This is a genomic window from Lysobacter sp. A286 (assembly GCF_054052105.1).
Map to the genome: position 1 here is coordinate 1,134,777 of NZ_JBSVRJ010000001.1, position 21,602 is coordinate 1,156,378.

The 21,602-nt window shown below is 63.9% G+C and carries 22 protein-coding genes; 4 read left to right on the forward strand and 18 right to left on the reverse strand.

Annotated features, from left to right (window positions below; translation table 11 throughout):
• The first annotated feature begins 130 nt into the window (after positions 1–130).
• A complete protein-coding gene (locus tag ACW7G0_RS05335) occupies positions 131–1,057 on the forward strand; it encodes a DnaJ C-terminal domain-containing protein (RefSeq protein ID WP_456988122.1) in 927 nt (308 codons plus the stop codon).
• On the opposite strand, the gene ACW7G0_RS05340 is transcribed toward ACW7G0_RS05335, so the two are convergent.
• The 11 genes from ACW7G0_RS05340 to purB all read right to left on the reverse strand — a co-directional run bounded on the left by ACW7G0_RS05340 (position 1,012) and on the right by purB (position 12,988).
• Positions 1,012–1,146: a hypothetical protein gene (locus ACW7G0_RS05340; protein WP_456988124.1), complete on the reverse strand. Its 135-nt coding sequence runs from the start codon at positions 1,144–1,146 to the stop codon at positions 1,012–1,014. The genes ACW7G0_RS05335 and ACW7G0_RS05340 overlap by 46 nt on opposite strands.
• Positions 1,143–1,508, reverse strand: coding sequence for a response regulator (locus ACW7G0_RS05345; protein ID WP_456961635.1), 366 nt, complete (start codon positions 1,506–1,508; stop codon positions 1,143–1,145). The genes ACW7G0_RS05340 and ACW7G0_RS05345 overlap by 4 nt, the downstream gene beginning before the upstream one ends.
• A 58-nt stretch (positions 1,509–1,566) precedes the next feature.
• Positions 1,567–2,559, reverse strand: a complete 993-nt coding sequence (locus ACW7G0_RS05350) for a YhdH/YhfP family quinone oxidoreductase (protein ID WP_456988125.1) — start codon at positions 2,557–2,559, stop codon at positions 1,567–1,569.
• A 69-nt stretch (positions 2,560–2,628) separates the two neighbouring features.
• Positions 2,629–3,222 carry an LOG family protein gene (locus ACW7G0_RS05355; protein ID WP_456988127.1) on the reverse strand — a complete coding sequence of 198 codons (594 nt, stop codon included), beginning with the start codon at positions 3,220–3,222 and terminating at the stop codon, positions 2,629–2,631.
• A gap of 89 nt (positions 3,223–3,311) precedes the next feature.
• Positions 3,312–4,742 carry a dihydrolipoyl dehydrogenase gene (gene lpdA, locus ACW7G0_RS05360; RefSeq protein WP_456988129.1) on the reverse strand — a complete coding sequence of 477 codons (1,431 nt, stop codon included), beginning with the start codon at positions 4,740–4,742 and terminating at the stop codon, positions 3,312–3,314.
• Positions 4,743–4,759: 17 nt separating this feature from the next.
• A complete protein-coding gene (gene sucB / locus ACW7G0_RS05365) occupies positions 4,760–5,992 on the reverse strand; it encodes a dihydrolipoyllysine-residue succinyltransferase (RefSeq protein WP_456988130.1) in 1,233 nt (410 codons plus the stop codon).
• Between the two features lie 72 nt (positions 5,993–6,064).
• The gene (locus tag ACW7G0_RS05370) at positions 6,065–8,881 is read right to left on the reverse strand and encodes a 2-oxoglutarate dehydrogenase E1 component (RefSeq protein ID WP_456988131.1); all 2,817 of its coding nucleotides are present in this window, start codon (positions 8,879–8,881) and stop codon (positions 6,065–6,067) included.
• A 176-nt stretch (positions 8,882–9,057) separates the two neighbouring features.
• Entirely contained in the window at positions 9,058–9,498 is a 441-nt protein-coding gene (locus ACW7G0_RS05375) for a GNAT family N-acetyltransferase (protein ID WP_456961629.1), read from the reverse strand.
• The gene (locus ACW7G0_RS05380) at positions 9,495–10,766 is read right to left on the reverse strand and encodes a JmjC domain-containing protein (protein WP_456988132.1); all 1,272 of its coding nucleotides are present in this window, start codon (positions 10,764–10,766) and stop codon (positions 9,495–9,497) included. Before ACW7G0_RS05380 ends, ACW7G0_RS05375 begins: the two co-directional genes overlap by 4 nt.
• On the reverse strand, positions 10,688–11,608 hold the full coding sequence (gene bla / locus ACW7G0_RS05385; RefSeq protein ID WP_456988133.1) for a subclass B3 metallo-beta-lactamase: 921 nt from the start codon (positions 11,606–11,608) through the stop codon (positions 10,688–10,690). Before bla ends, ACW7G0_RS05380 begins: the two co-directional genes overlap by 79 nt.
• Positions 11,609–11,611: 3 nt before the next feature.
• A complete protein-coding gene (gene purB, locus ACW7G0_RS05390; protein ID WP_456988134.1) occupies positions 11,612–12,988 on the reverse strand; it encodes an adenylosuccinate lyase in 1,377 nt (458 codons plus the stop codon).
• Positions 12,989–13,078: 90 nt separating this feature from the next.
• Between purB and ACW7G0_RS05395 the strand changes: the two genes are divergently transcribed.
• Positions 13,079–14,470 carry a class II fumarate hydratase gene (locus ACW7G0_RS05395; RefSeq protein ID WP_456988136.1) on the forward strand — a complete coding sequence of 464 codons (1,392 nt, stop codon included), beginning with the start codon at positions 13,079–13,081 and terminating at the stop codon, positions 14,468–14,470.
• Between the two features lie 58 nt (positions 14,471–14,528).
• On the opposite strand, the gene ACW7G0_RS05400 is transcribed toward ACW7G0_RS05395, so the two are convergent.
• From ACW7G0_RS05400 to ACW7G0_RS05430, 7 genes are all read right to left on the reverse strand, one after another.
• The gene (locus tag ACW7G0_RS05400; protein ID WP_456988138.1) at positions 14,529–15,299 is read right to left on the reverse strand and encodes a DUF4097 family beta strand repeat-containing protein; all 771 of its coding nucleotides are present in this window, start codon (positions 15,297–15,299) and stop codon (positions 14,529–14,531) included.
• Positions 15,300–15,349: 50 nt separating this feature from the next.
• A complete protein-coding gene (locus ACW7G0_RS05405) occupies positions 15,350–15,973 on the reverse strand; it encodes a DUF2884 family protein (RefSeq protein WP_456988139.1) in 624 nt (207 codons plus the stop codon).
• A 208-nt stretch (positions 15,974–16,181) separates the two neighbouring features.
• Positions 16,182–16,871, reverse strand: coding sequence for a hypothetical protein (locus ACW7G0_RS05410; RefSeq protein WP_456988141.1), 690 nt, complete (start codon positions 16,869–16,871; stop codon positions 16,182–16,184).
• A gap of 27 nt (positions 16,872–16,898) precedes the next feature.
• The gene (locus ACW7G0_RS05415; protein ID WP_456988143.1) at positions 16,899–17,960 is read right to left on the reverse strand and encodes a hypothetical protein; all 1,062 of its coding nucleotides are present in this window, start codon (positions 17,958–17,960) and stop codon (positions 16,899–16,901) included.
• Positions 17,957–18,868 (reverse strand): ABC transporter ATP-binding protein, encoded by a 912-nt coding sequence (locus ACW7G0_RS05420; RefSeq protein ID WP_456988145.1) that lies wholly within the window; start codon positions 18,866–18,868, stop codon positions 17,957–17,959. The genes ACW7G0_RS05415 and ACW7G0_RS05420 overlap by 4 nt, the downstream gene beginning before the upstream one ends.
• Positions 18,865–19,239: a GntR family transcriptional regulator gene (locus ACW7G0_RS05425; protein WP_456961620.1), complete on the reverse strand. Its 375-nt coding sequence runs from the start codon at positions 19,237–19,239 to the stop codon at positions 18,865–18,867. The genes ACW7G0_RS05420 and ACW7G0_RS05425 overlap by 4 nt, the downstream gene beginning before the upstream one ends.
• A 4-nt stretch (positions 19,240–19,243) precedes the next feature.
• Positions 19,244–19,483, reverse strand: a complete 240-nt coding sequence (locus ACW7G0_RS05430) for a hypothetical protein (RefSeq protein ID WP_456988146.1) — start codon at positions 19,481–19,483, stop codon at positions 19,244–19,246.
• A gap of 195 nt (positions 19,484–19,678) precedes the next feature.
• On the opposite strand from ACW7G0_RS05430, the gene ACW7G0_RS05435 reads away from it, so the two are divergent.
• Together ACW7G0_RS05435 and ACW7G0_RS05440 are read left to right on the forward strand one after the other, a co-directional pair.
• Entirely contained in the window at positions 19,679–20,647 is a 969-nt protein-coding gene (locus tag ACW7G0_RS05435) for an FKBP-type peptidyl-prolyl cis-trans isomerase N-terminal domain-containing protein (RefSeq protein WP_456988147.1), read from the forward strand.
• 125 nt (positions 20,648–20,772) lie between these two features.
• Positions 20,773–21,558: an FKBP-type peptidyl-prolyl cis-trans isomerase gene (locus ACW7G0_RS05440; protein ID WP_456988149.1), complete on the forward strand. Its 786-nt coding sequence runs from the start codon at positions 20,773–20,775 to the stop codon at positions 21,556–21,558.
• Positions 21,559–21,602 lie beyond the last annotated feature (44 nt).

The window sequence follows — 21,602 nt, forward strand, 5'->3', positions numbered from 1 at the left end:
CTTGTCTGGCGCGCGGATTGGCGCATGTACGCAGTGACAGTGTAGGGCTACGCTTCTAGAATGCACGTCAACGCTCGTTGAAATTCATACGCCCCGCAACGCTGCGGTCAAGGGCATTTCCGGAGTATCCATGCATTTCAAGGACTATTACCAAACCCTCGGCGTGGAACCCAGCGCGGGTGATGCCGAGATCAAGACCGCCTATCGCAGGATGGCGCGAAAATACCATCCGGATGTCAGCAAGGAGGCGGGTGCGGAGGAGAAGTTCAAAGCCGTCAACGAGGCTTACGAGGCTTTGCGTGATCCGCAGAAGCGAGCGGCTTACGACCAGTTGCGCACGCGTGGGTATCGTCCGGGCGATGAGGTGCATCAGCCGGCCGGCGGCTTTGGCGGGCAGGGTGGCTCGGGGGTCGATTTCGAAGAGATATTTGCCGGCGGTGGGGCGGGCGGTGGTTTCAGCGATTTCTTCGAGACACTGTTTGGGCGCGGTCGTGGGCCGGGCGGAGGAGGCCCGGCTGGCGCCAATGGCGGATTCGCCCCGCGCCCGGGTGCAAATCCGCACGCCGATACCCGTGCCAAGCTCTCGGTCCCACTGGAGACGGTATATTCCGGCGCAAGCGTCAGGGTCGGGATCAACGGCAAGACCCTGGATGTGCGCGTGCCCAAGGGCATCCGCGAAGGGCAATCGATCCGGTTGGGTGGCCAGGGCAGCAACGGCGGTGCGCTGCTGCTGGAAATCGATTACGCGGCCCATCCACAGTTCGAGGTCGACGGCCGCAATGTGATCCACGTCCTGCCGATCGCGCCGTGGGAGGCGGCGTTGGGCGCGACGATCAGCGTGCCGACCCTGGGTGGGTCAGTGGAATTGAAGATCCCGGCCAACTCGGAAGCCGGCAGCAAGCTTCGCCTGCGCGGCCGCGGCCTGCCCGCCAAGCCGGATGCAGGAGACCAGATCGTGGAGCTGGAAGTGCTGGCGCCGCGACCGCATACCGACGCACAGAGCGACGCCTATCAGACCATGCGCGATGCGTTCGGCGAGGATTGGCGCCGAGAGTAGCGCTCGCTCGGCGCGGGGGCTTGCTGCAACCGGGCTTGCTGCAACCGGGCTTGCTTCAACCGGGCTTGCTTCAACCGGGCTTGCTTCAACCGGGTAGCAGTTGGCCGAGCACTTCGGCCAGATCGGCCTCACTGAACGGCTTGGTGATGTAGGCCTTCGCACCCTGGCGCATGCCCCAGACGCGGTCGGTTTGCTGGTCCTTGGTGGTAACCAGGATGACCGGGATATGCTTGGTATCGACGTCTCGGCAAATCGCGCGGGTGGCCTGGAACCCATTGAGGTTGGGCATCACCACGTCCATCAGCACCAGGTCCGGCAGTTCCTGCTTGGCCGCGGCGACCCCGGCGGCGCCGTCTTCGGCAGTCAGGGCTTCGTGGCCCAGTTTCTCGACGATGCGGCGGATGCCCATCAGTTGTGACGGTGAGTCGTCGACGATCAGGATGCGCGCCATGTATTTCCCCCAGGAGATCGGTTTGATTGTAGCTTCGTATGACGACGCCGCAAATGGCTCACATCGTCACCAGCGTGCGCCCCAGCGAACCGCCGCCGAGCATGTTCGAAAATACCTGTGGCAACTCGGCCAAAGACACTTCGCGGGTGCAGATGCGATCAAGGTGCCTCGGTTTCCAGTCGCTGGCCAGATGTTGCCAGACCGCCTCACGGATAGCACGTGCGGTGCCGGCGGAGGCAACACCAAGCAGTGACACGCCGCGGATGATGAACGGCATCACCGTGGCATCGAGTCCGTCAGAAGCGGCCAGCCCGGCGCTGGCGATATTGCCGTACGGCGCGCATTGAGCGAGCAGGCTGGTCAGCATCGGACCACCGACGTTGTCCAGGCCACCGCCGAACCGCGCCGACTCCATCGGCCGGGTCGTGGCCAACGCGTCACGCCCCAGGACCTGGCTGGCACCAATTTCCCTCAGGTAGGCATGTTGGTCGGCCTTGCCGCTGATGGCATGTACCTCGAAGCCGGCGCGGCTGAAAATATCGACCGCCAACGAGCCCACGCCGCCGGACGCGCCGGTTACCGCGAGCGGTCCCATCTCGGGTCGCTGCCGGTTCTCGGTCATGCGGAACAGCGCCAGTGCCGCAGTAAAGCCGGCAGTACCCAGGATCATGCTCTCGCGCAGGTCAAGGCCATCGGGCAACGCAATGGTCCACTTCGCCTCCAGCCGGGCGTACTGTCCGTAGCCACCGTCGCGGGTTTCGCTCAGGCCGCTGCCAGTCGCCAGCACGGCATCGCCTTCCTTGAAAGACGGATCGGTGGAGGCCACCACATGGCCGGCAACATCGATCCCGCCGACCAGCGGAAATCGCCGCAGGATCTTGCCCTTGCCAGTGCCCGCCAGCGCGTCCTTGAAGTTGACCGAGGAATGCACGGCCTTGACCACGACTTCGCCGGGGGCGAGGTCATCCAGCGAGATCGGCTCGATACCGCTGCGATAGCCTGCCTCGTCATCATGGATGCGAAAGGCGTTGAAGGTGGCCGGGATCGTCATGTGGTTCTTCCTTCCGGCAACCGCCGGCTACTGCGTGGGACAGGTCTGCCGGATCATATCCCGATGGCGCTAGCGCAAGGCGCTGCGACGTTTCGCTTCCAGCCACTTCTCTGCATGGGCGGGCGTATAGGCGCGCATCCAGTCCAACATCGTGTCGATGTCCTCGCCATGCCACAGGTCCTGTCGCTGCCCGGGGTGGACGAAGCCTTCGGCGACCATGCGATCCATCATTGCGATCAGCGGAGCGAAGAATCCATCCACGTCAAGGAAAGCGCATGGCTTGTCGCCAATGCCGAGCTGTCGCCAAGTCAGCATCTCGAACATCTCGTCCATGGTCCCGAAACCGCCGGGAAGGGCGACGAAAGCATCGGACAGGTCGAACATGCGTTTCTTGCGTTCGTGCATGTTGGCCACGACGTCGAGCCTGGTCAGGCCGCGATGGGCAACTTCCAGGTTGACCAGTTGCTCGGGAATCACCCCGATCACCTCGCCGCCAGCCGCCAGCGCGGCATCGGCGACGATGCCCATCAAGCCGACATCGCCACCACCGTAAACGACCGTCAGGCCCTGGCTTCCCAGTTGGGTGCCCAGCAGTGCGGCGCGCTCGGCATAGATGGGGCGGGCACCGGGATTGGATCCGCAGTAAACGCAGATGGACCGCATGGTGGTATTTGCTCCGAAGGTGGGGGCTTCCAAACCAGAACGGCGCACCTGGGTGCGCCGTTCTGGTTCGCAGATCAATGATGACGCGATCAGTTTGCCTTGTGGATGGCGCGCTTTTCGACTGCCATGGCAGCCTCATGCACTACTTCACTCAGCGCCGGATGCGCGAAGCAGATCCGTGCCAGATCATCGGCCGCTCCATTGAACTCCATCGCGATCACGCCGCTGTGGACCAGCTCGGACACGCTCGGGCCGCACAGGTGCATGCCCAGGATGCGGTCGGTTTCGGCATGGGCGATCACCTTGACCAGGCCGGCGGGTTCATTCATCGCTACGGCACGGCCGTTGGCGGCAAACGGGAAGCTCCCGGTCTTGTAGGGAATACCCTCGTCCTTGCACTGGGCCTCGGTCTTTCCGACCCAGGCGATTTCGGGCTCGGTGTAGATGACCCACGGCACGGTATCCAGGTTGACATGACCGGGCAGGCCGGCGATCAGCTCGGCGACCGCGATGCCTTCTTCGGACGCCTTGTGCGCCAGCATCGGACCGCGGATGCAGTCGCCTATCGCCCAGACGCCATCGACGCCGGTGTGGCAATGCTCGTCGACCTCGATCTGGCCGCGCTCGCTGACCTTGACCCCGGTGTCGTCGGCCAGCAGGCCCTTGGTTGCCGCGCGGCGACCAACGGCCACCAGCAGCTTGTCGACCACCAGCGACTGCTCTTGCTTGCCGTCGTTGTAGGACAGGTGGACACCGTCTTTCTTGATCTCCGCCTTGCTGACCTTCGCGCCGAGCTTGATATCCAGGCCCTGCTTCTTGAATTCACGCGCAGCGACCTTGCTGATGTCGGCGTCGGCGGCCGCCAGGAAGCCGGGCAGGGCTTCTAGGATGGTGACTTCCGAGCCCAGGCGCTTCCAGACGCTACCCAGCTCCAGGCCGATCACACCGGCACCGATCACGCCCAGGCGCTTGGGTACCTTGTCGAAATCCAGGGCACCGACGTTGTCGACGATCTTGTCGCCGTCGAACTTCGCGAACGGCAACTCGATGGAGTCCGAACCGGCGGCGATGATGACGTTGGCGGCCTTCAGCTCGATCTCGGAGCCGTCGTGCTGCTTGACCTTGACCACGTTGCCCTGGTGCAGGGTGCCGAAACCGTAGAACGGGGTGACCTTGTTGGCCTTGAACAGCATCGTGATGCCGCCAGTGAACTGGTTCACGATCTTGTCCTTGCGCCCCACCATGACGCCGACATCGATCTTCGGCTTGTCGGCCGAGATGCCGTGGTCGGAAAACATGTGGGTCAGGTTGTGGAACTGGCGCGAGCTGTCCAGCAATGCCTTGGACGGGATGCAACCCACCCGCAGGCAGGTCCCGCCCAGCGCGGGCTTGCCGTCCTTGCCCACTCCGGCGTCGATGCACGCGGTCTTCAGGCCAAGCTGCGCGGCGCGGATCGCGGCCACATAGCCGCCGGGACCGGCGCCAATCACCACGACGTCGAAATTCTGTTGTTCGCTCATCTCAAATGATCCTTTGGTTACATGCCCAGCAGCATGCGATGCGGGTTCTCGAGCTGGTTCTTGATGTCGACCAGGAACAGCACCGCATCCTTGCCATCGACAATGCGATGGTCGTAGCTCAATGCGATGTACATCATCGGCGCGGCGATCACCTGGCCGTTCTCCACGATCGCGCGTTCCTTGATGGCATGCATGCCCAGGATGGCGCTTTGTGGCGGGTTGATGATCGGGGTCGAGAACAACGAGCCGAACGTGCCGCCATTGGTGATGGTGAAGGTGCCGCCCTGGAGGTCCTCCAGCTTCAGGCCACCTTCGCGGGCGGCCTTGGCGTAACCGTCGATGGCCTGCTCGACTTCGGCGAAGCTCATCGACTCGGCATTGCGAAGCACCGGCGTGACCAGGCCCCGGTCGGTCGACACTGCGATCGAGATATCCGCGTAACCGTGATAGATGATGTCCTTGTCATCTACCGACGCGTTGACCAGCGGGTAGCGCTGCAGCGCGTTGGCGGCAGCCTTGACGAAGAAGCTCATGAAGCCCAGCTTGATCCCGTAGGCGTTCTTGAACGCTTCGCCCTGGGATTTGCGCATGTCCATGACCGCCTTCATGTTGACCTCGTTGGAGGAGGTCAACATCGCGGTGGAATTCTTTGATTCCATCAGGCGCTCGGCGATGCGTGCGCGCATCCGGGTCATGGGGACGCGCTCTTCCGGACGCGCACCACCGGCCTTGCCGACGCCTGCATTTTTCGCGTAGTTGAGCAGGTCTTCCTTGGTCACGGCACCTCGGCGGCCAGTGCCGTCGACGTTGGCCGGATCGATGCCTTCCTTGTTCGAGGTGAATCGTGCACCGGGAGGCAGGTCAGCGGACTTGCCGGCGGCCGCAGGAGCCTTGGCCGCCTTGGGTGCCTCGTCCTTGGGCTGTACCGGCTGGGCCACGTCGGTCGCAGCGGCATCGTTCTTGCTGTCGATCTTCTCGGCTTTCTTGTCGCCGGCGTCGGCCGCGGGCGCCGCGGCGTCGTCAATGACCGCCAGTACCTGCTCGCTGGTCACCGTCGCGCCAGTGTCGAACTTGATTTCCTTGAGCACGCCATCAATCGGGGAGGGGACCTCCAATACAACCTTGTCGGTTTCGAGGTCGACCAGGTTCTCATCACGCTTGACCGTATCGCCTGGTTTCTTGTGCCAGGTAGCGATGGTGGCGTCGGAGACGGACTCGGGCAGGACCGGAACTTTGATCTCGGTGCTCATGGAAAGACATCCTGGGTAACTTGAAAGTGGGACGAATGGCGAAGGGTTGAGAGTAGCGGAACAAGCATGCGGTTATTCGGGAGCCGGGTTGCCCTGGGCGGGATTCACCAACGCGTCGGCGACCAGCTGGGCCTGTTCCGCGAGATGATCGCTCATGTGGCCGACCGCCGGTGAGGGTGATCGCAGGCGACCGGCATAGTGCAAGGTCTGTTTCGGTGCCAGGCAGAAGGTCAGGTGATGGCCGATCTGATACCACGCACCCTGGTTCTGCGGCTCCTCCTGGCACCAGATCACTTCCCGGGCCGATGAGAAGCGCTTGAGTTCGGCGGCCAGTGCCTCGCGCGGGAACGGGTACAGCTGTTCCACGCGAATAATGGCCACGTCATCGGCGCCCCGCTTGGTGGCATCTTCCAGCAGGTCGTAATAGACCTTGCCGCCGCACACCACGACCCGCTTGATCTTCTTCGGGTCGGCCTTGGCATCCGGGATCAGGGTCTGGAAACCACCGGTGGCCAGCTCGTCCAGCGACGATACCGCCAGCTTGTGGCGCAACAGCGACTTGGGAGTCATCACCACCAATGGCTTGCGGGTCTGCATGCGCATCTGGCGGCGGATCATGTGGTACGCCTGCGCCGGGGTAGTCGGCGTGCACACCATCATGTTGTCCAGCGCACACAGTTGCAGGAAGCGTTCAAGCCGTGCCGAGCTGTGCTCCGGGCCCTGGCCTTCGTAACCATGTGGCAAGAACAGCGCCAAGCCGCACAGCCGGCCCCACTTGGCTTCGCCAGAGGACAGGAACTGGTCGATCACCACCTGGGCGCCGTTGGCGAAGTCGCCGAACTGCGCTTCCCAGATGGCCAGGGTGTCCGGGTCTGCGGTGGCGTGACCGTACTCGAATGCCATCACCGCTTCCTCGCTGAGCAGCGAGTCGATGATTTCCACGTCCAGCGGGTTCTGCACCAGCTCGCGCAGCGGCAGGTAGTACTCGTCGCTGGTCTGCTCGTGCAGGATGGCGTGCCGATGGAAGAATGTGCCGCGACCGCAATCCTGGCCGACCAGACGCAGCTTGTAACCCTCGCTGAGCAGTGACGCGTAGGCCAGGTTTTCGGCAAAGCCCCAGTCACCGGCCTGCTCGCCGGCCGACATCTTGCGACGGTCTTCGTAGATCTTGGCCACGCGCGGGTGCAGCTTGACGTCGGCGGGGATCGTGTTGATCCGCTTGGCCAGCTGGTTGAGGTTGTCGCGGTCGAACGTGGTGTCGACGATGTCGGCCAGAGTGCCCTTGAGGAACTTGGTCCAGTCGACGGTGAACTCATCGGGCTTGACCGTGACCAGGTCGGTGGTGACCTCTCCGGCATCGAGCTTGTCACGGTACTGGTCGACCACGGCCTTGGCATCGTCGGCGCTCAGGGTGCCTTCGGCAATCAGCCGGTCGGCATACAGCTCACGCGGCGTCTTGTGCTGGCGGATCGCCTGGTACATCACCGGTTGCGTGGCGGCAGGCTCGTCGGCCTCGTTGTGACCGTGGCGGCGGTAGCAGACCAGGTCAATGACCACGTCCTTGGCGAAGGTGTTACGGAAATCGAGCGCGAGCTCGGCGCAAAATGCCACCGCCTCGGGGTCATCACCGTTCACGTGCAGGACCGGCGCGCCGACCATCTTCGCCACGTCGGTGCAGTACAGCGTGGAACGCGCGTCCTCGTGGTCACTGGTAGTGAAGCCGATCTGGTTGTTGATCACGATGTGGACGGTGCCGCCGACCCGGAAACCACGGGCCTGCGACATCTGGAACAGCTCCATCACCACGCCCTGTCCCGCAAACGCGGCGTCGCCATGGATCAGGATTGGCAACACCTGGGTGCGGCCGGTGTCGCTGCGGCGGGTCTGGCGCGAGCGAACCGAACCGACGACCACCGGGTCAACGATCTCCAGGTGCGACGGGTTGAACGCCAGCGCCAGGTGCACCGGACCGCCGGGAGTCGCGACGTCGGCACTGAAGCCGAGGTGGTACTTCACGTCGCCGGTGTGGGCGAGCTCGACATGGTCGAACTTGCCTTCGAACTCGTCGAACAGCTTGCGCGGGGATTTGCCCAGCGTATTGATCAGCACGTTCAGGCGGCCGCGATGGGCCATGCCGATCACGACGTCCTGGGTGCCTTGCTCGCCGGCACGACGGATGACGGTGTCCATCAGCGGGATCAGCGCGTCGCCACCTTCCAGCGAGAATCGCTTCTGGCCGACGTACTTGGTATGCAGGTAACGCTCCAGCCCGTCCGCGGCGGTCAACCGCTCCAGGATGCGCTTCTTGTCTTCGGCGCTGCGGTGATACTTGCCGGCGGCTTTTTCCAGCCGGCTGTACAGCCAGCGCCGTTGCTCGGCATCGGCGATATGCATGAACTCGCTGCCGATCGAGCCGGTGTAGGTCGCCTGCAGCAGGCTGAGCAGGTCACCCAGCTTCATCCGGTCCTGGCCAGCCACGCCGCCGGTGCTGAACTCGTCGGCCAGGTCGCTGCCGGACAGGCCATGGAATCCGAGGTTCAGGTCGGGCGCATCGGGCTTTTGCAACAAGCCGAGCGGATCCAGGTTCGCACCCAGGTGGCCGCGCGAGCGATACGCCGTGATCAGCTTGCCCACGAAGCGTTCGCGCTCGTCTGCGGTGCCAGTGGCGCTGGACTTGCCGGCGTGCCGGGCGGCCTCGGTGATACTGGCGATGACGGCCGAATGTGGTACGTCACCCGCCTGGCGACCCTGAAAGCCGTCGAAATAGGCTTTCCAACCAGGTTCGATGCTTTCCGGTGAGACCAGATACTGCTCGTAGAGGTCTTCGATGTATGCGCCGCTGGCGCCCAGTTGTGATGACTGCGAGAACTGCTTCAGGAGATTGGCCACGATGGCGTCGCGAAACTCGTCAGGGAGGGAAGTTGAGAGCGCCGGATTGGCCTGCTTGCGGCTATTCAGACACCCAAGGCTTCGAATTATAGCCGTTAGAACCCGCGGGGAGGCCCTTGACAGGCACGAAAAAGACGCGGTGTTGCCGATAACGCCGGCTCTGGGTTCGCCCCTGTTCAGTTAGCGAGACTGACGCGCATCGCCTGATGCTCGATGCCGGCCTCCTGGAACCGTTCGCCGTGCGGCAGGAAACCGTGGCGCGCATAGAAGTCGATCGCCTGTACCTGGGCATGCAATGACAGCTCGCGCCAGCCCAGGCTCCGGCCTTGCTCGATCAGGGCGCCCAACAGTGCGTCACCAACGCCGCATCCGCGCCAGTGTTTCAACACCGCCATCCGGCCGATGCAATGATCCGGGGTGAGCCGGCCGGTGCCGATAGGCTTGCCTTCCAGGTCACGAGCGATGACATGGTGGCAGCGCGGGTCCAGCTCGTCCCATTCCAGCGACAGCGGAACGCCCTGTTCGTGGACGAACACGGATTCCCGGACCGTGCGCAGGTCGGACAGGCCGCTGGCGTAATCGATCGCCTCGACGTGGAAAGCCGGTGTCGGACTCACTCGTCTTCGTCCTCCAGGAGCGCGAGGTGGTAGTGGCCGGCTTCCACCAGGCCGAGGACGCAGTTGCGGCCGCCTTCGGACAGGGCGGCGTAAGTCGCGCCATCCAGGACGGTGGTATTGGCAATCCGGCTCGCGTCGGCGGCCGGCAGCGAGTGGCCTTCGCCATTGGCATGCAATCGTGCGCCGCTGGTCGTCTTGCGCCAGGCCATGCGCGAGTAAGGATGACGATGCAGGGTGGCGCCGTGCTGCAGGTCCCATTCGACCTCGATCCGCGAGCGGGGAAGCTCGCCGGGTGGCAGTTGCGCCGGGACCACGTCGACGGCGTTGCGGTACACGGTGATGAAGTTGCCGAACCAGTCGCCCAGCCGCTCCGGGTCGCTGGTGCGCAACAGGTCCAGTGCGGCGACCACCCGGGTCATCGCGGAAGCATCGATCTCGCCCGGGTCATCCGCGGGTGCCAGGTCGGGGTCGCGGTAGCGCAGTGATTCGTCCGCATCCACCGTCAACGTGTCGGCCAGGTCGCCCAACAGCTCCGAAGCCGACGGTGCACGCATGCCAAACGAAAACGTCAGGCAGGCATCCTCGGCGATGCCGTGATGGGGCACTCCCGGCGGCAGGTAGAGCATGTCGCCGGGGCTGAGCACCCAGTCGTGGCTGGGCGTGAACTGCTGCAGCAACCGCAGCTCGACGTCGTCGCGAAAGTCCATCGGCGGGCTGTCGCTCGCATCGACCTGCCAGCGGCGGTGGCCAACCGCTTGCAGCAGGAACACGTCGTACTGATCGACATGCGCGCCCACTGAACCGCCAGGCGCGGCAAACGACACCATGACGTCGTCGATCCGCCAGCGCGGCAGGAAATTGAAGTGGCCGATCAGTTCGGCGACGTCCGCATCCCACTTGTCCACGTCCTGCACCAGCAAGGTCCAGTCCTGGTGCGGCAGGCCCGGGAACATCTCCTCAGGGAATGGCCCGTGGCTGACCGTCCACCGGTCATTGGGCTTGTCGTGGGAGATGAGCCGCGACAAGGCGCCGTCCTCGCAGGCCAGGCCTGCGAGGTCATCGGGTTGCATCGGCGAGTCGAAATCCGGAAATGCGTTGCGGATCAGCAGCGGCTTCTTCTGCCAGTACTCGCGAAGGAACTTCGCTGGCGGCATACCGAGGAAATGCTTTGCGGTGGCGTGGACTTCGATCATGGGTCGCTGTGTTGCTTTTCGTCTTGCAGGCGTTGTTCGAGGTTGGTGCGCGCGTCGTCGGCGTAGCGCTTGCATGAGTCGGCATCCATCAACGGCGCCTTGCCGTCGAAGCGTGCGAACAGATCGGAGACCAGTGGATGTGGCGAAATCAGGATGTCGCAGGGCAGTGACGCAACCGTGTCGATGCTGCGGTGGAACGCGGCGAGGTAATCCGCGTGATCGGAAAAAAGGTAGGTCTTGTCCGAAGCCGCGCTCAAGCTATCCGCATAAACCATCTGCAGGCAATGCGAGCTCTCGCAGGAAGCCCACGTCCAACTGGTACTGCCCGGGGCGTGGCCTGGGGTGGCGTGTGCGGTTAGTGCAAGATCGCCGATGCGGACGGTCTGGTCGTCGGGCAGCACTTGCACGTTCGCCACTGGCGGGAATTTTTCCAGCACACCGAACTGAGGATCGCCGCGATCGCTCGCTCCGCGTTCCAGCGTCGCAGCGGACGGCTCGCGCGCCAGAACCGACGCGTCGGTGACGCGTTGCAGATAGGCAAGGCCACCAGCGTGGTCGGAATGCTCGTGCGAGTTGAGGATGAACTTTACGTCCGCGAGCTTGAAGCCCAGCGCTTCGATGTTCGCGGCAATCGCCGGGCCGCCTGGCTCGGTGGCGCCGTCGAGCAGTATGTGGCCTTGCAACGAAGTCACCAGCAATGCAGTGATGCCGCAGGTTCCGACGTAATACACGTTTCCGAAAATCTTGCGTGGTGGCGCACGGTCGTTCCAACCGTCCATCACGCCGGCATCAGCAGGGCATTCTGGAACGTTGGCCGGTGTGACAGTCGGTAGCGCAGGTTCGACTGCAGGTTGCGGTGAGGAATCTGCGCAGGCGGGCAACGCGAGCAGCGCAGCAAGAGCGAATGCAGCGCGCATGCGTCAGATTTCCTTTGCGAGCTTTTCTGCAAGGCCAATGTAAGTTGCGGGGATCAAACCGCGCAGGCGTTGCCTGGCATCGGCCGGCAGCTCGAGACCATCGATGAACTCGCGCATCGAGGCCTCGTTGATGCCGTGGCCGCGGGTGAGCGCCTTCAGCTGTTCGTAGGGGTTGGGCAGGCCGTGACGGCGCATCACCGTCTGTACGGCCTCGGCCAGCACTTCCCAGCTCGCATCGAGGTCGGCGGCGAGGCGCTCCGGGTTGGCGGTCAGCTTGTCGAGGCCGCGCAGCAATGCGTCGTAACCAATCAGGGCGTGGCCAAACGCGGTGCCCAGCGCACGCAATACAGTCGAGTCGGTCAGGTCGCGTTGGAAGCGGCTGATCGGCAGCTTGACCGCGAAATGCCCGAACAGGGCATTGGCGATGCCGAAGTTGCCCTCGGCGTTCTCGAAATCGATCGGGTTGACCTTGTGCGGCATGGTCGAGCTGCCGACTTCGCCGGCCTTCACCGATTGCTTGAAATAGCCCAGCGAGATGTAGCCCCAGATGTCGCGGCACAGGTCGATGGCGATGGTGTCGATGCGACGCTGGGCATCGCAGATCTCGGCGATGCCGTCGTGCGGCTCGATCTGGGTGGTGTAAGGCTGCCAATTGAGGCCCAGTGAGTGCACGAAGTGTTGCGAGAAAGCCGGCCAGTCGACGTCCGGGTACGCGGCGACATGGGCGTTGTAGTTGCCGACCGCGCCGTTGATCTTGCCCGGCATCGGCGCGGCAGCGAGGGTCTCGCCCTGGCGCCGCAGGCGGGCGACGACGTTGGCCAGCTCCTTGCCAACGGTGGTCGGCGACGCTGTCTGTCCGTGGGTGCGCGAGAGCATCGGCAGCGCCGCGTGTTCGTGCGCCATCGCGCGCAATTTCTCGATCAGTTGGTCGAGCCTGGGCAGCAGCACCGTCTGCCGCGCCTCGTTCAGCATCAACGCGTAGCTGAGGTTGTTGATGTCCTCGGAGGTGCAGGCGAAGTGCACGAACTCCAGCGCCGGGCCCAGTTCGGCATCGTCCTTCAGTCGCTCCTTGATCAGGTACTCGACCGCCTTGACGTCGTGATTGGTGGTGCGTTCGATTTCCTTGACCCGCGCCGCGTCCTCCACCGAAAGCCCGTCGGCGAGCTCGCGCAGCCGTACGGTGGCTTCGGCCGAGAACGGCGCGAGTTCCTCGATGCCGGGTTCATTGGCCAGTGCCAGCAGCCATTCCACCTCGACCTTGACCCGTGCCTTGATCAGGCCGAACTCGGAGAATATCGGCCGCAGCGCATCGACCTTGCCGGCGTAACGGCCATCGAGCGGGGACAGGGCGAGCAGCTGGGATTCAACGTTGGCGGGCATGGCTTTGGGGCGTGTGGGTGGCAGTCACGCATTCTAGCGCGAGGCGGGAGTCGCGGCGGCGTATCCTCGGCTTCTCATACGGAGGACGTCATGGCCAAGCAGGATTACCGCATCGAACACGACAGCATGGGCGAGCTCCAGGTGCCCGCCGATGCCTTGTGGGGCGCGCAGACCCAGCGCGCGGTGGAGAACTTTCCGATCTCCGGCCGGCCGATGCCGCGTGGATTCATCCGCGCACTGGGGCTGGTCAAGGCGGCGGCGGCGCAGGTCAATGGTGATCTGGGCCTGCTGCCGAAGGGACGTTCGGCGGCGATCCGCAAGGCGGCCCTGTCCGTGGCCGGCGGCGAGTTCGACGCCCAGTTCCCGATCGACGTGTTCCAGACCGGCTCCGGCACCTCCAGCAACATGAACGCCAACGAGGTGATCGCCACGCTCGCCTCACGTTCGGTGCGTGGCAAGGCGGTGCATCCCAATGATGACGTCAACCTGGGCCAGAGCTCGAACGACGTGATTCCGACCGCGCTGCGGGTGTCGGCCCAGCTGGCGACGGTCGAGTCGTTGCTGCCGGCGCTCAAGCACCTGCGACGGGTGATCGACCGCCGCGGCAAGGCGTTGGGCAAGGTCACCAAGACAGGCCGCACGCATTTGATGGATGCGATGCCATTGACCTTCGGTCAGGAGTTCGGCGCGTGGTCGGCGCAGCTGGCCTCGGCGCAGGCGCGGATCGAGGACGCACTCAAGCGTCTGCGACGGCTGCCCATCGGTGGCACGGCCATCGGCACCGGCATCAATGCCGATCCGCGCTTCGGCAAGGCGATGGCGAAGGCATTGTCATCACTGAGCAAAACCCGGTTCGAGTCGGCCGAGAACAAGTTCGAAGGGTTGGCATCGCAGGACGATGCGGTGGAATTGTCCGGGCAGCTCAGTGTGCTGGCGGTGGCGGTGATGAAGATCGCCAATGACCTGCGCTGGATGAATTCCGGTCCGCTGGCGGGCTTGGGCGAAGTCGAATTGCCGGCCTTGCAGCCGGGCAGTTCGATCATGCCGGGCAAGGTCAATCCGGTGATCCCGGAGGCTGCCTGCATGGTCTGCGCGCAGGTGATGGGCCACCACACCGCCATTACCGTAGCCGGCCAGAGCGGTAACTTCCAGCTCAACGTGATGCTGCCGCTGATCGCACTGGACTTGTTGGACTCCATCGGGCTGCTGGGCAACACGATGCGGTTGCTGGCCGACAACGTGATCGCCGACCTGCAGGTGCGTCGCGACGTGGTCGCCGATGCGCTGCAACGCAACCCGATCCTGGTCACCGCGCTCAACCCGGTGATCGGTTACGAGAAAGCGGCGGCCATTGCCAAGCAGGCTTACAAGCAACAGCGTCCGGTGCTGGAGGTGGCGATGGAAGTCACCGGCATGACCGAGCAGGCACTGCGCCGGCTGCTGGATCCGGTCGCGCTGACCCGCGGCGGTATCCACAAATAGTTGCGGGACAGGCAGGTCGCGGCCGAAGCCGCGCCTGCAACGATCAGCTCTGGTTTAGTCAGCCCTGTCCCGGCAGATCGCGCGTCCCGCCCACATCGCGGTGATTGACGTCGCCGCTGCCGATGCTGCGTACGCGCAGGTCGCCGCTGACGGTATCGACGTCCAGGCTGCCCGAACCGATCGTGCCGACCTGGACACTTCCTTTCACCCGGGCCAGGTCGATGTCGCCGGAACCGATGCTGCCGATCTTGACGTCGCCGGCCACGTCGCTGGCCTCCAGGTCGCCCGATCCCACCGATCCGACTTCCAGCGGCCCGATGTCGGCCAACTCGGCATCGCCGGAGCCGACCACCACGCTCACCAATCCGGGAACGCGGCGCACATCGGCATCGCCGGAACCGACCACCAGGTCGAGGCTGGCCACGCCGTCGATGTTGGCATCGCCGGAACCGGTGTCGACCTGGACCGCCACATTGTCGGGCAGGGTGGCCGTCAGCTGCATGTAGGCGTAGTTGTTGCCGAACAGGCTGAACTGCCAACCGTCACCGTCACCGTCCATCGACACCACCAGCTTGTCGCCGCGGCGCTGGTGCTGGAATTGCAATTGCTCCAGCTTCTCCGCGCTGGATGCGCAGGCCTTGCCTTGCAGTTGTGCCGACGCACCGGCCGCGGCCTTGAGGTCGAGATCGAAGCCGCCGACCTCGAACACCACGGTCTCGATGCCGGCCAGGTCGGGGCTTAGTTCGAACGCCCGTGTGTGCTCGCACTTCTGTTGGGCGAAGGCCGCCAGGGGCAGCATCAGTACGCAGCCAAGCAGGATCTTGCGCATAATTTTTCCTTATGGAGTCAAAGTGGGGATTGAAGACAGGGCGGGCTTCATCAGGTGCTGAAGTGGCCGTCGCCGTCGCGGCAGTCGTCGATGTCGGCCTGGGTGATGTCGGCGTACGGAGCGAACTCCGGCAGCGACGCGGCTAGTTGCTGCTCGGTCTGCATCAAAGCGGGCATCCTGCCGCACACTTCGGTCAGGACCTGCTGCGCGATTTTTCCCGCCTTGGCCTCGATGTCGGCTTCCATTTTTTCGGTGTTGCCGGAAAACACGCTGGCGAAAGCCTGGCCCATCGCATCGGTGGCCAGGCTCGCGCCTTGCATGCCGATGGCAGCACCAGTCTCGGCCATGTAGGCAATCTGGCCCCGGTACTCCAGCAGCAGTGCGCGCTGCTCGGCGGTGATGTCGACCGTGCGGCCGTCGATCAACAGGTCACCCTGGGGGGTGATCTCGGCGGGCGTTTCGCTGTCGTCGGCGATGTCGAGGTTCTCGGTGGCCATCGTCTCGCGTACTTCCCGGGAGACGCCCTGCATCTCCTTTTGGATCTCCGAGCTGACTTCGGCGAATACGCCGGTCGTAGATTGCGTCGGCTCTTGCGCCGGCTCGTCCTTGCCGCAGGCGCTCAACCAAGGCGTGCACGCGAGCAGGACCAGGATTGGAAAAAGTTTGATGTTCATGTCAGATCTCGGCAGGTGATGGGTTGCGACGCGTTCATGGCCAGCCTTCATCGCGCCAGCGGCGCAGGCGGATCGCGGCGAAGATCATGACCGCGCCGGCGGCCACGCCGATCCACAACCCGGGCATGGTCAGGCACGCAGCCAAGCAGGATCTTGCGCATGATTTTTTCCTTTGGGATAAAGCTGGGCAATGGAGCCCGGGCGGGGTTCATTGGGTGGTGAAGCTGCCGCCGCGACAGTCCTCGAGGTCTTCCTTCTCGATGGTCGCGTAAGGCTTGAACTCCGGCAGTGCGACGGCCAGTTGCTGTTGAGTCTCGTGCAGCGGGGGCAGTTGCATGCACAGGCGCTTCGCATTGACTTCAAGCTTGGCCGCTTCGGCCTCGATCTTGGCGTCGATCTGACCGGGATTGCCGCTCAGCAGGCCATTGACGACCTCGCGGATCGCCGTTCCGCCCAGGTCGGCGCCCTGCACGCCCAGGGCCATGCCGGTCTCGGCCACGTCCATGATCTGCTGGCGGTATTTCACCAGCAATGCGTGCTGCGCAGGGGTGGTTTCGACCTTGCGGCCATCGAGCAGCAATTCGCCTTGCGGGGTGAGTTCGGCGTTGGCGCGTGGATCGGCCGGATCCTTGTCGCTGGTCTTGGCGACCGTCTGGCCACGGTCGCCGTCGTACCGGAACTCGTTGTTGAGGTTGATGTTGGAGCGTGCCAGTTCGTCACGCGCCTTTTCGATTCCCCGCTGGGCGGCTTTGCCGAGCACGGTCTGCGGCTCGCCATCGGGCATCGTGACGGCGGCCGGTGCCGGCGCATTCTGTGCCGGCGTTGGTGATGGCTCGCACGCGGCGAGGGTTGCGACCAGTGCCGCAGCGAGACTCAAATTGATGACGGATAGGTTCATGTCATGGTTCTCTGTGTTGAGATCGGATCAGCCTTCATCGCGCCAGCGGCGCAGGCGGATCGCGGCGAAGATCATTACCGCGCCGGCGATCACGCCGATCCACAACCCGGGCATGGACAGGCTGGACAGGACGTTCTGCGCGGAGAAGGTATGCAACAACGCCTGGGCGCCGTCCGGCCCGGAAACATCGAGCACATTGTTGCGATAAGCCAGATCAATACCGGGCATCGTACCCAGCAACATGCGACCCACGACGTTGGACCAGAACCACGAGCTGTCCAGGTCGAACAGTTCCATCAGGTCGAACCAGCTGACGAAGATGCCCGCGAACAGCGGAATCATGATGGCCCACAGGAACGGCTTGGTGCGGGCCCATGCCGAGCACAGCAGCAGCCAGCCGACGGTCGGCATCGCCCACAAGGCGTAGACGGGCAGGGCGGCGAACAGGCTTGCACTGACCGACAGCGGGTTGGCCGGTCCCCACAAGAGGGTGATCGGGTTTCCGCCGTGCAGCAGCACCAGCGCGCTCACCAGCACCATGAACCCGACCATCGTGGCAAACGCCATCACGATGGCCAGCAGCGGGGCGACGACCGTGGCGCTGACGACTTTGGACAACACGGTCTGGGTGTCGGACAGCGGCAGCGACTTCCAGAACAGGACGCTGCGATCCTTGCGGTCGTCATAAAGCGCGCCCAGGCAGTAGAAGAACACCACGAACGCCAACACGATGAACGGCCAGAACGACGACAGCAGCAATGACAGGTCCAGTCCTTCGGCCAGTTGTTGCATGTGCCCGGCGTCGAGCTTGCCGGTCAGCGCGCCAATGTCCAACCCGTTGACGACGATATCGCCGTCGATCATCAGGTCGCCCCGGCCCAGGGCGCGTCGAGCGGCGACCTCGGCGACGATGACCGCCATCAACGTCAACAACAACGAGATGCCGCCGGCGATCAATGGGGCCCACAGGAATCCGCCCTTGTGCTCCCAAAATTCGCGCCGCAGCAACAACTTGAATTTATGGGTGGTGTGGGACGCCGCTACCGGCGGGTTGGGCTGGGGTGCTTGGGTTTGGACGACAGCGTTCATTCGTAGGTCCCCTTCATGGTGGCGACAAACAGGTCGGCCAGGCCCGGAGTGCGGATCTCGCCGAGGCCGGCCAACTGCTCGCGTGGTACGCCGTCGAACAGCATCACGGTCTTGCCAAACGGCAGGGAGCGTTCATCCAGCGGCGTCAGCGCGCGGGCCGCATCGGCATGGTCGGCGCTGACCAGCACTTCGGTGAAGCGCTCGCCGACGGCGTCCATTTCGCTGCTCAACACGATCTTGCCGTCACTGATGAACATCACGTCGGTCAGGATGTGCTCGACTTCCTCGACCTGGTGGGTGGTGATCACAATGGTCTTGTCCTCGTCGAAGTAGTCCTCCAGCAAGCGCTGGTAGAACTGCTTGCGGTACAGGATGTCCAGGCCCAGGGTCGGCTCGTCCAGGACCAGCAGCTTGGCGTCGATCGCCATCACCAGCGCCAGGTGCAGCTGCACGATCATGCCCTTGGACATTTCACGCACGCGCATCTTCGGTGTGAGTTGGGTGCCTTTCAGGAAGCGCTGGCAGCGGGCTCGATCGAAGCGCGGATGCACGCCGGCGACGAATTCGATCGCCTCGCGCACCCGGATCCAGCGCGGCAACACGGCAACGTCGGCGATGAAACAGACATCACGCATCAACTCGTCACGCGAGGTGCGAGGGTCGCGACCGAGCACGGTCATCTGTCCTTCGAACGGGATCAGGCCGAGCATCGCCTTGAGTGCGGTGGTCTTGCCGGCGCCGTTGGGGCCGATCAGGCCGACGATGCGTCCGGCCGGGATCTCGAACGTGGTGTCGTCGAGCGCGAGCTTGTTCTTGTAGGCCTTGCGCAGGTTGCGTGCGCTGACCACGGTGCCGGCCAACGTCGGCTCGGTCGTTGCCACAGCCGAGCGAGAGGATGAGGGGCTCATTGCGCGTTCTCCTTGGACAGACCTGGGCCCAGCAACTCTTCCACAGCCAGTCCCAGGCGCGCGATGCGCTCCAGCACCAGGGGCCATTCTTCGGTAAGGAAGCGATCGCGCTCGCTTGCCAGCAGTTTTTTTGCCGCACCTTCGGTCATGTACATGCCCAGACCCCTGCGTTTTTCGACGAGTGCCTCGTCCACCAACTCCTGGTAGGCGCGCGAGACGGTGATTGGATTGAGCTGGTACTCGGCGGCGACCTGCCTTACCGAGGGCAGGGCGTCGCCGGGCTTGAGCACGCCGTCGAGCATCATTGCCACGACGCGTTCTTTCAGCTGGCGATAGATCGGAGCGCCATCGCTCCATTGGAATGCGGTCATTGGGTCAACCCCGCGGGATAAATGAGAAATAAGGCATTGCGAACATCCGCAGGTGATTGGACTTGGTTGTGGTGGTACGCGGCGAATCGGCGTCCGTCTGTACCGTGACGGCGGAATCGAGCGTTGACGTCGCGTTTTCCGACGCCTCCGGCTGCATCACCGGCGCCATGGCAATCAGTCCCGACACCAGCAACGCAGCACTGGCCGTCAGCGCGGGGAGCGTGTTGTGAAGCTTGCGGTTCATGGGACACTGCCTTTGGTCAGTCGGTGTTGTATGCAACTATAACACCAGAACACGCCTTGTCAACAATGTTTTTCGGGAGGGGCGCGCGGATCCGTTTATCGTTCACGATTGCGGGTATCGTCTCCGGCCGCGACAATGGCGTCTTTACGTCGCCACCTTCGTCACCATTCTTGCGATTCGACAGGAGCACACCGGATGACACCCTTCCTACGCGGCGTTGCCGTGTTTTTGACCACCGCGTCGCTGTCCTGTGTTGCGATGGTTTCCGCCACCACCGCCCATGCGCAGGGCGTCTCAACCCAGGATAACGCCGTGCTCAGCACCGATCGCGCAAAAACCAGTTACATGGTTGGCCATGACATTGCCCGCTCCATTACTCCGGCCGCACCGGACATCGACCTGGCGGCATTCGAGCGCGCCATTGGCAATGCCTTCCAGGGCAAGGAGCCGCTGATCGACCAAGGCGAGGCGCAGGACACCGGGCGCGCGCTGATGATGCGTATTGCCTCGCGGGCGGGCAAGGCGCCGGCGGATGCGACGATCCCCGAGGTCGACAAGCAGAAGGTGGCGTACCTGGTCGGTGCCGATGTCGGCCGCTCGCTGGTGACGATCAAGGACGAGCTGGACCTGCCGGTGTTGCTGCAGGGCGTGCGCGCCACGTTCTCCGGTGAAACGTTGTTGCTGGACGAGGGCCAGCTCACCAGCGTGCGCGACGCGTTCGCGCAGCGGATGCAAGGTGAGATGGCGGCACGCACGGAGCAACAGGCAGGCGCCAACCAGGCTGAAGGCGAGAAGTTTCTGGCCCAGAACAAGCAGGTCAAGGGGGTTTTCAGCACCCCATCCGGCTTGCAGTACATGGTCCTGCGCCAGGGCGCGGGCCTACGGCCGAAGCCGAGCGACCGGGTACAGGTCAACTACGAGGGCAAGCTGCTTGACGGCACGGTATTCGACAGCTCCTACGAGCGCGGCGAGCCGACCCAGTTTGGCCTGAACCAGGTGATTCCGGGTTGGACCGAGGGATTGGGCCTGATGCCGGTGGGTGCGAAGTACCGCTTCTGGATTCCCGGCAACCTGGCTTACGGCAGTCAGGGCACGCCCGGTGGTCCGATCGGCCCGAATGCGACCCTCGTGTTCGATGTCGAGTTGCAGTCGATCCTCGACTAGCAAACCAGGTATGACAACGCGGTCGTCCGATGGGGCATGTTCAGCCCCGGGGCGACACAGTACGACGCTTGCGCGCGTCGGCGACAACGCCGCCCGCGCCTTTTGACACCAGGAGTTACGACCCGATGATGCGATTTGCCCGTCCCGCCACAGCCCTACTGGCCGCCGCCAGCCTGACCCTCGCCATTGCCGCGTGCCAGCCGGAGGACAAGACCACCGCCGAGACCGCTGACAAGGCCGCCGACGGCGCATCGGCTGAGACACTGGAGATCAAGGGCCTGCCCACCCAGAAGGACCAGGTCAGCTACATGATCGGCATGGACATGGCCAAGTCGCTGGAGCAGATCAAGGACGAGATCGACGTCGACACGCTCGCCAAAGCGATCAAGACCCATCTGGATGGGGGGCAATCGCTGATGACCGACGAGCAGGCGAGTGACGTTGCAGCGTCGTTCGGCGAGCGCCTGCAGGCGAAGCGTGAGGCGGAAGCTGCTGCCACGGCCGAGAAGAACAAGACCGAGGGCGCCGCATTTCTTGCCGCCAATGCCAAGAAGCCGGACGTCAAGACGACCGAGTCGGGTTTGCAGTACCAGGTGTTGACCGAGGGTACGGGTCCGAAACCGACCGTTGATGACCTGGTCAAGGTGCATTACAAGGGCACCTTGCTGGATGGCGAGACTTTCGACAGTTCCTACGATCGTGGTGAGCCGGCCGTCTTCCCGTTGCAGCAGGTGGTGCCGGGTTGGCAGGAGGGGATCGCATTGATGCCGGTGGGCAGCAAGTACCGCTTCTGGATTCCCGGTGAGTTGGGCTATGGCGCTACTGGCACCCCGGGTGGCCCGATTGGCCCGAACGCGGTGCTGGTGTTCGAGGTCGAGCTGCAGGAAATCGTCCAGGCACCGACCGAATAAGATGAGCCACCACCGCTGCGGCAGCGGTGTCGAACGGGGCGTAT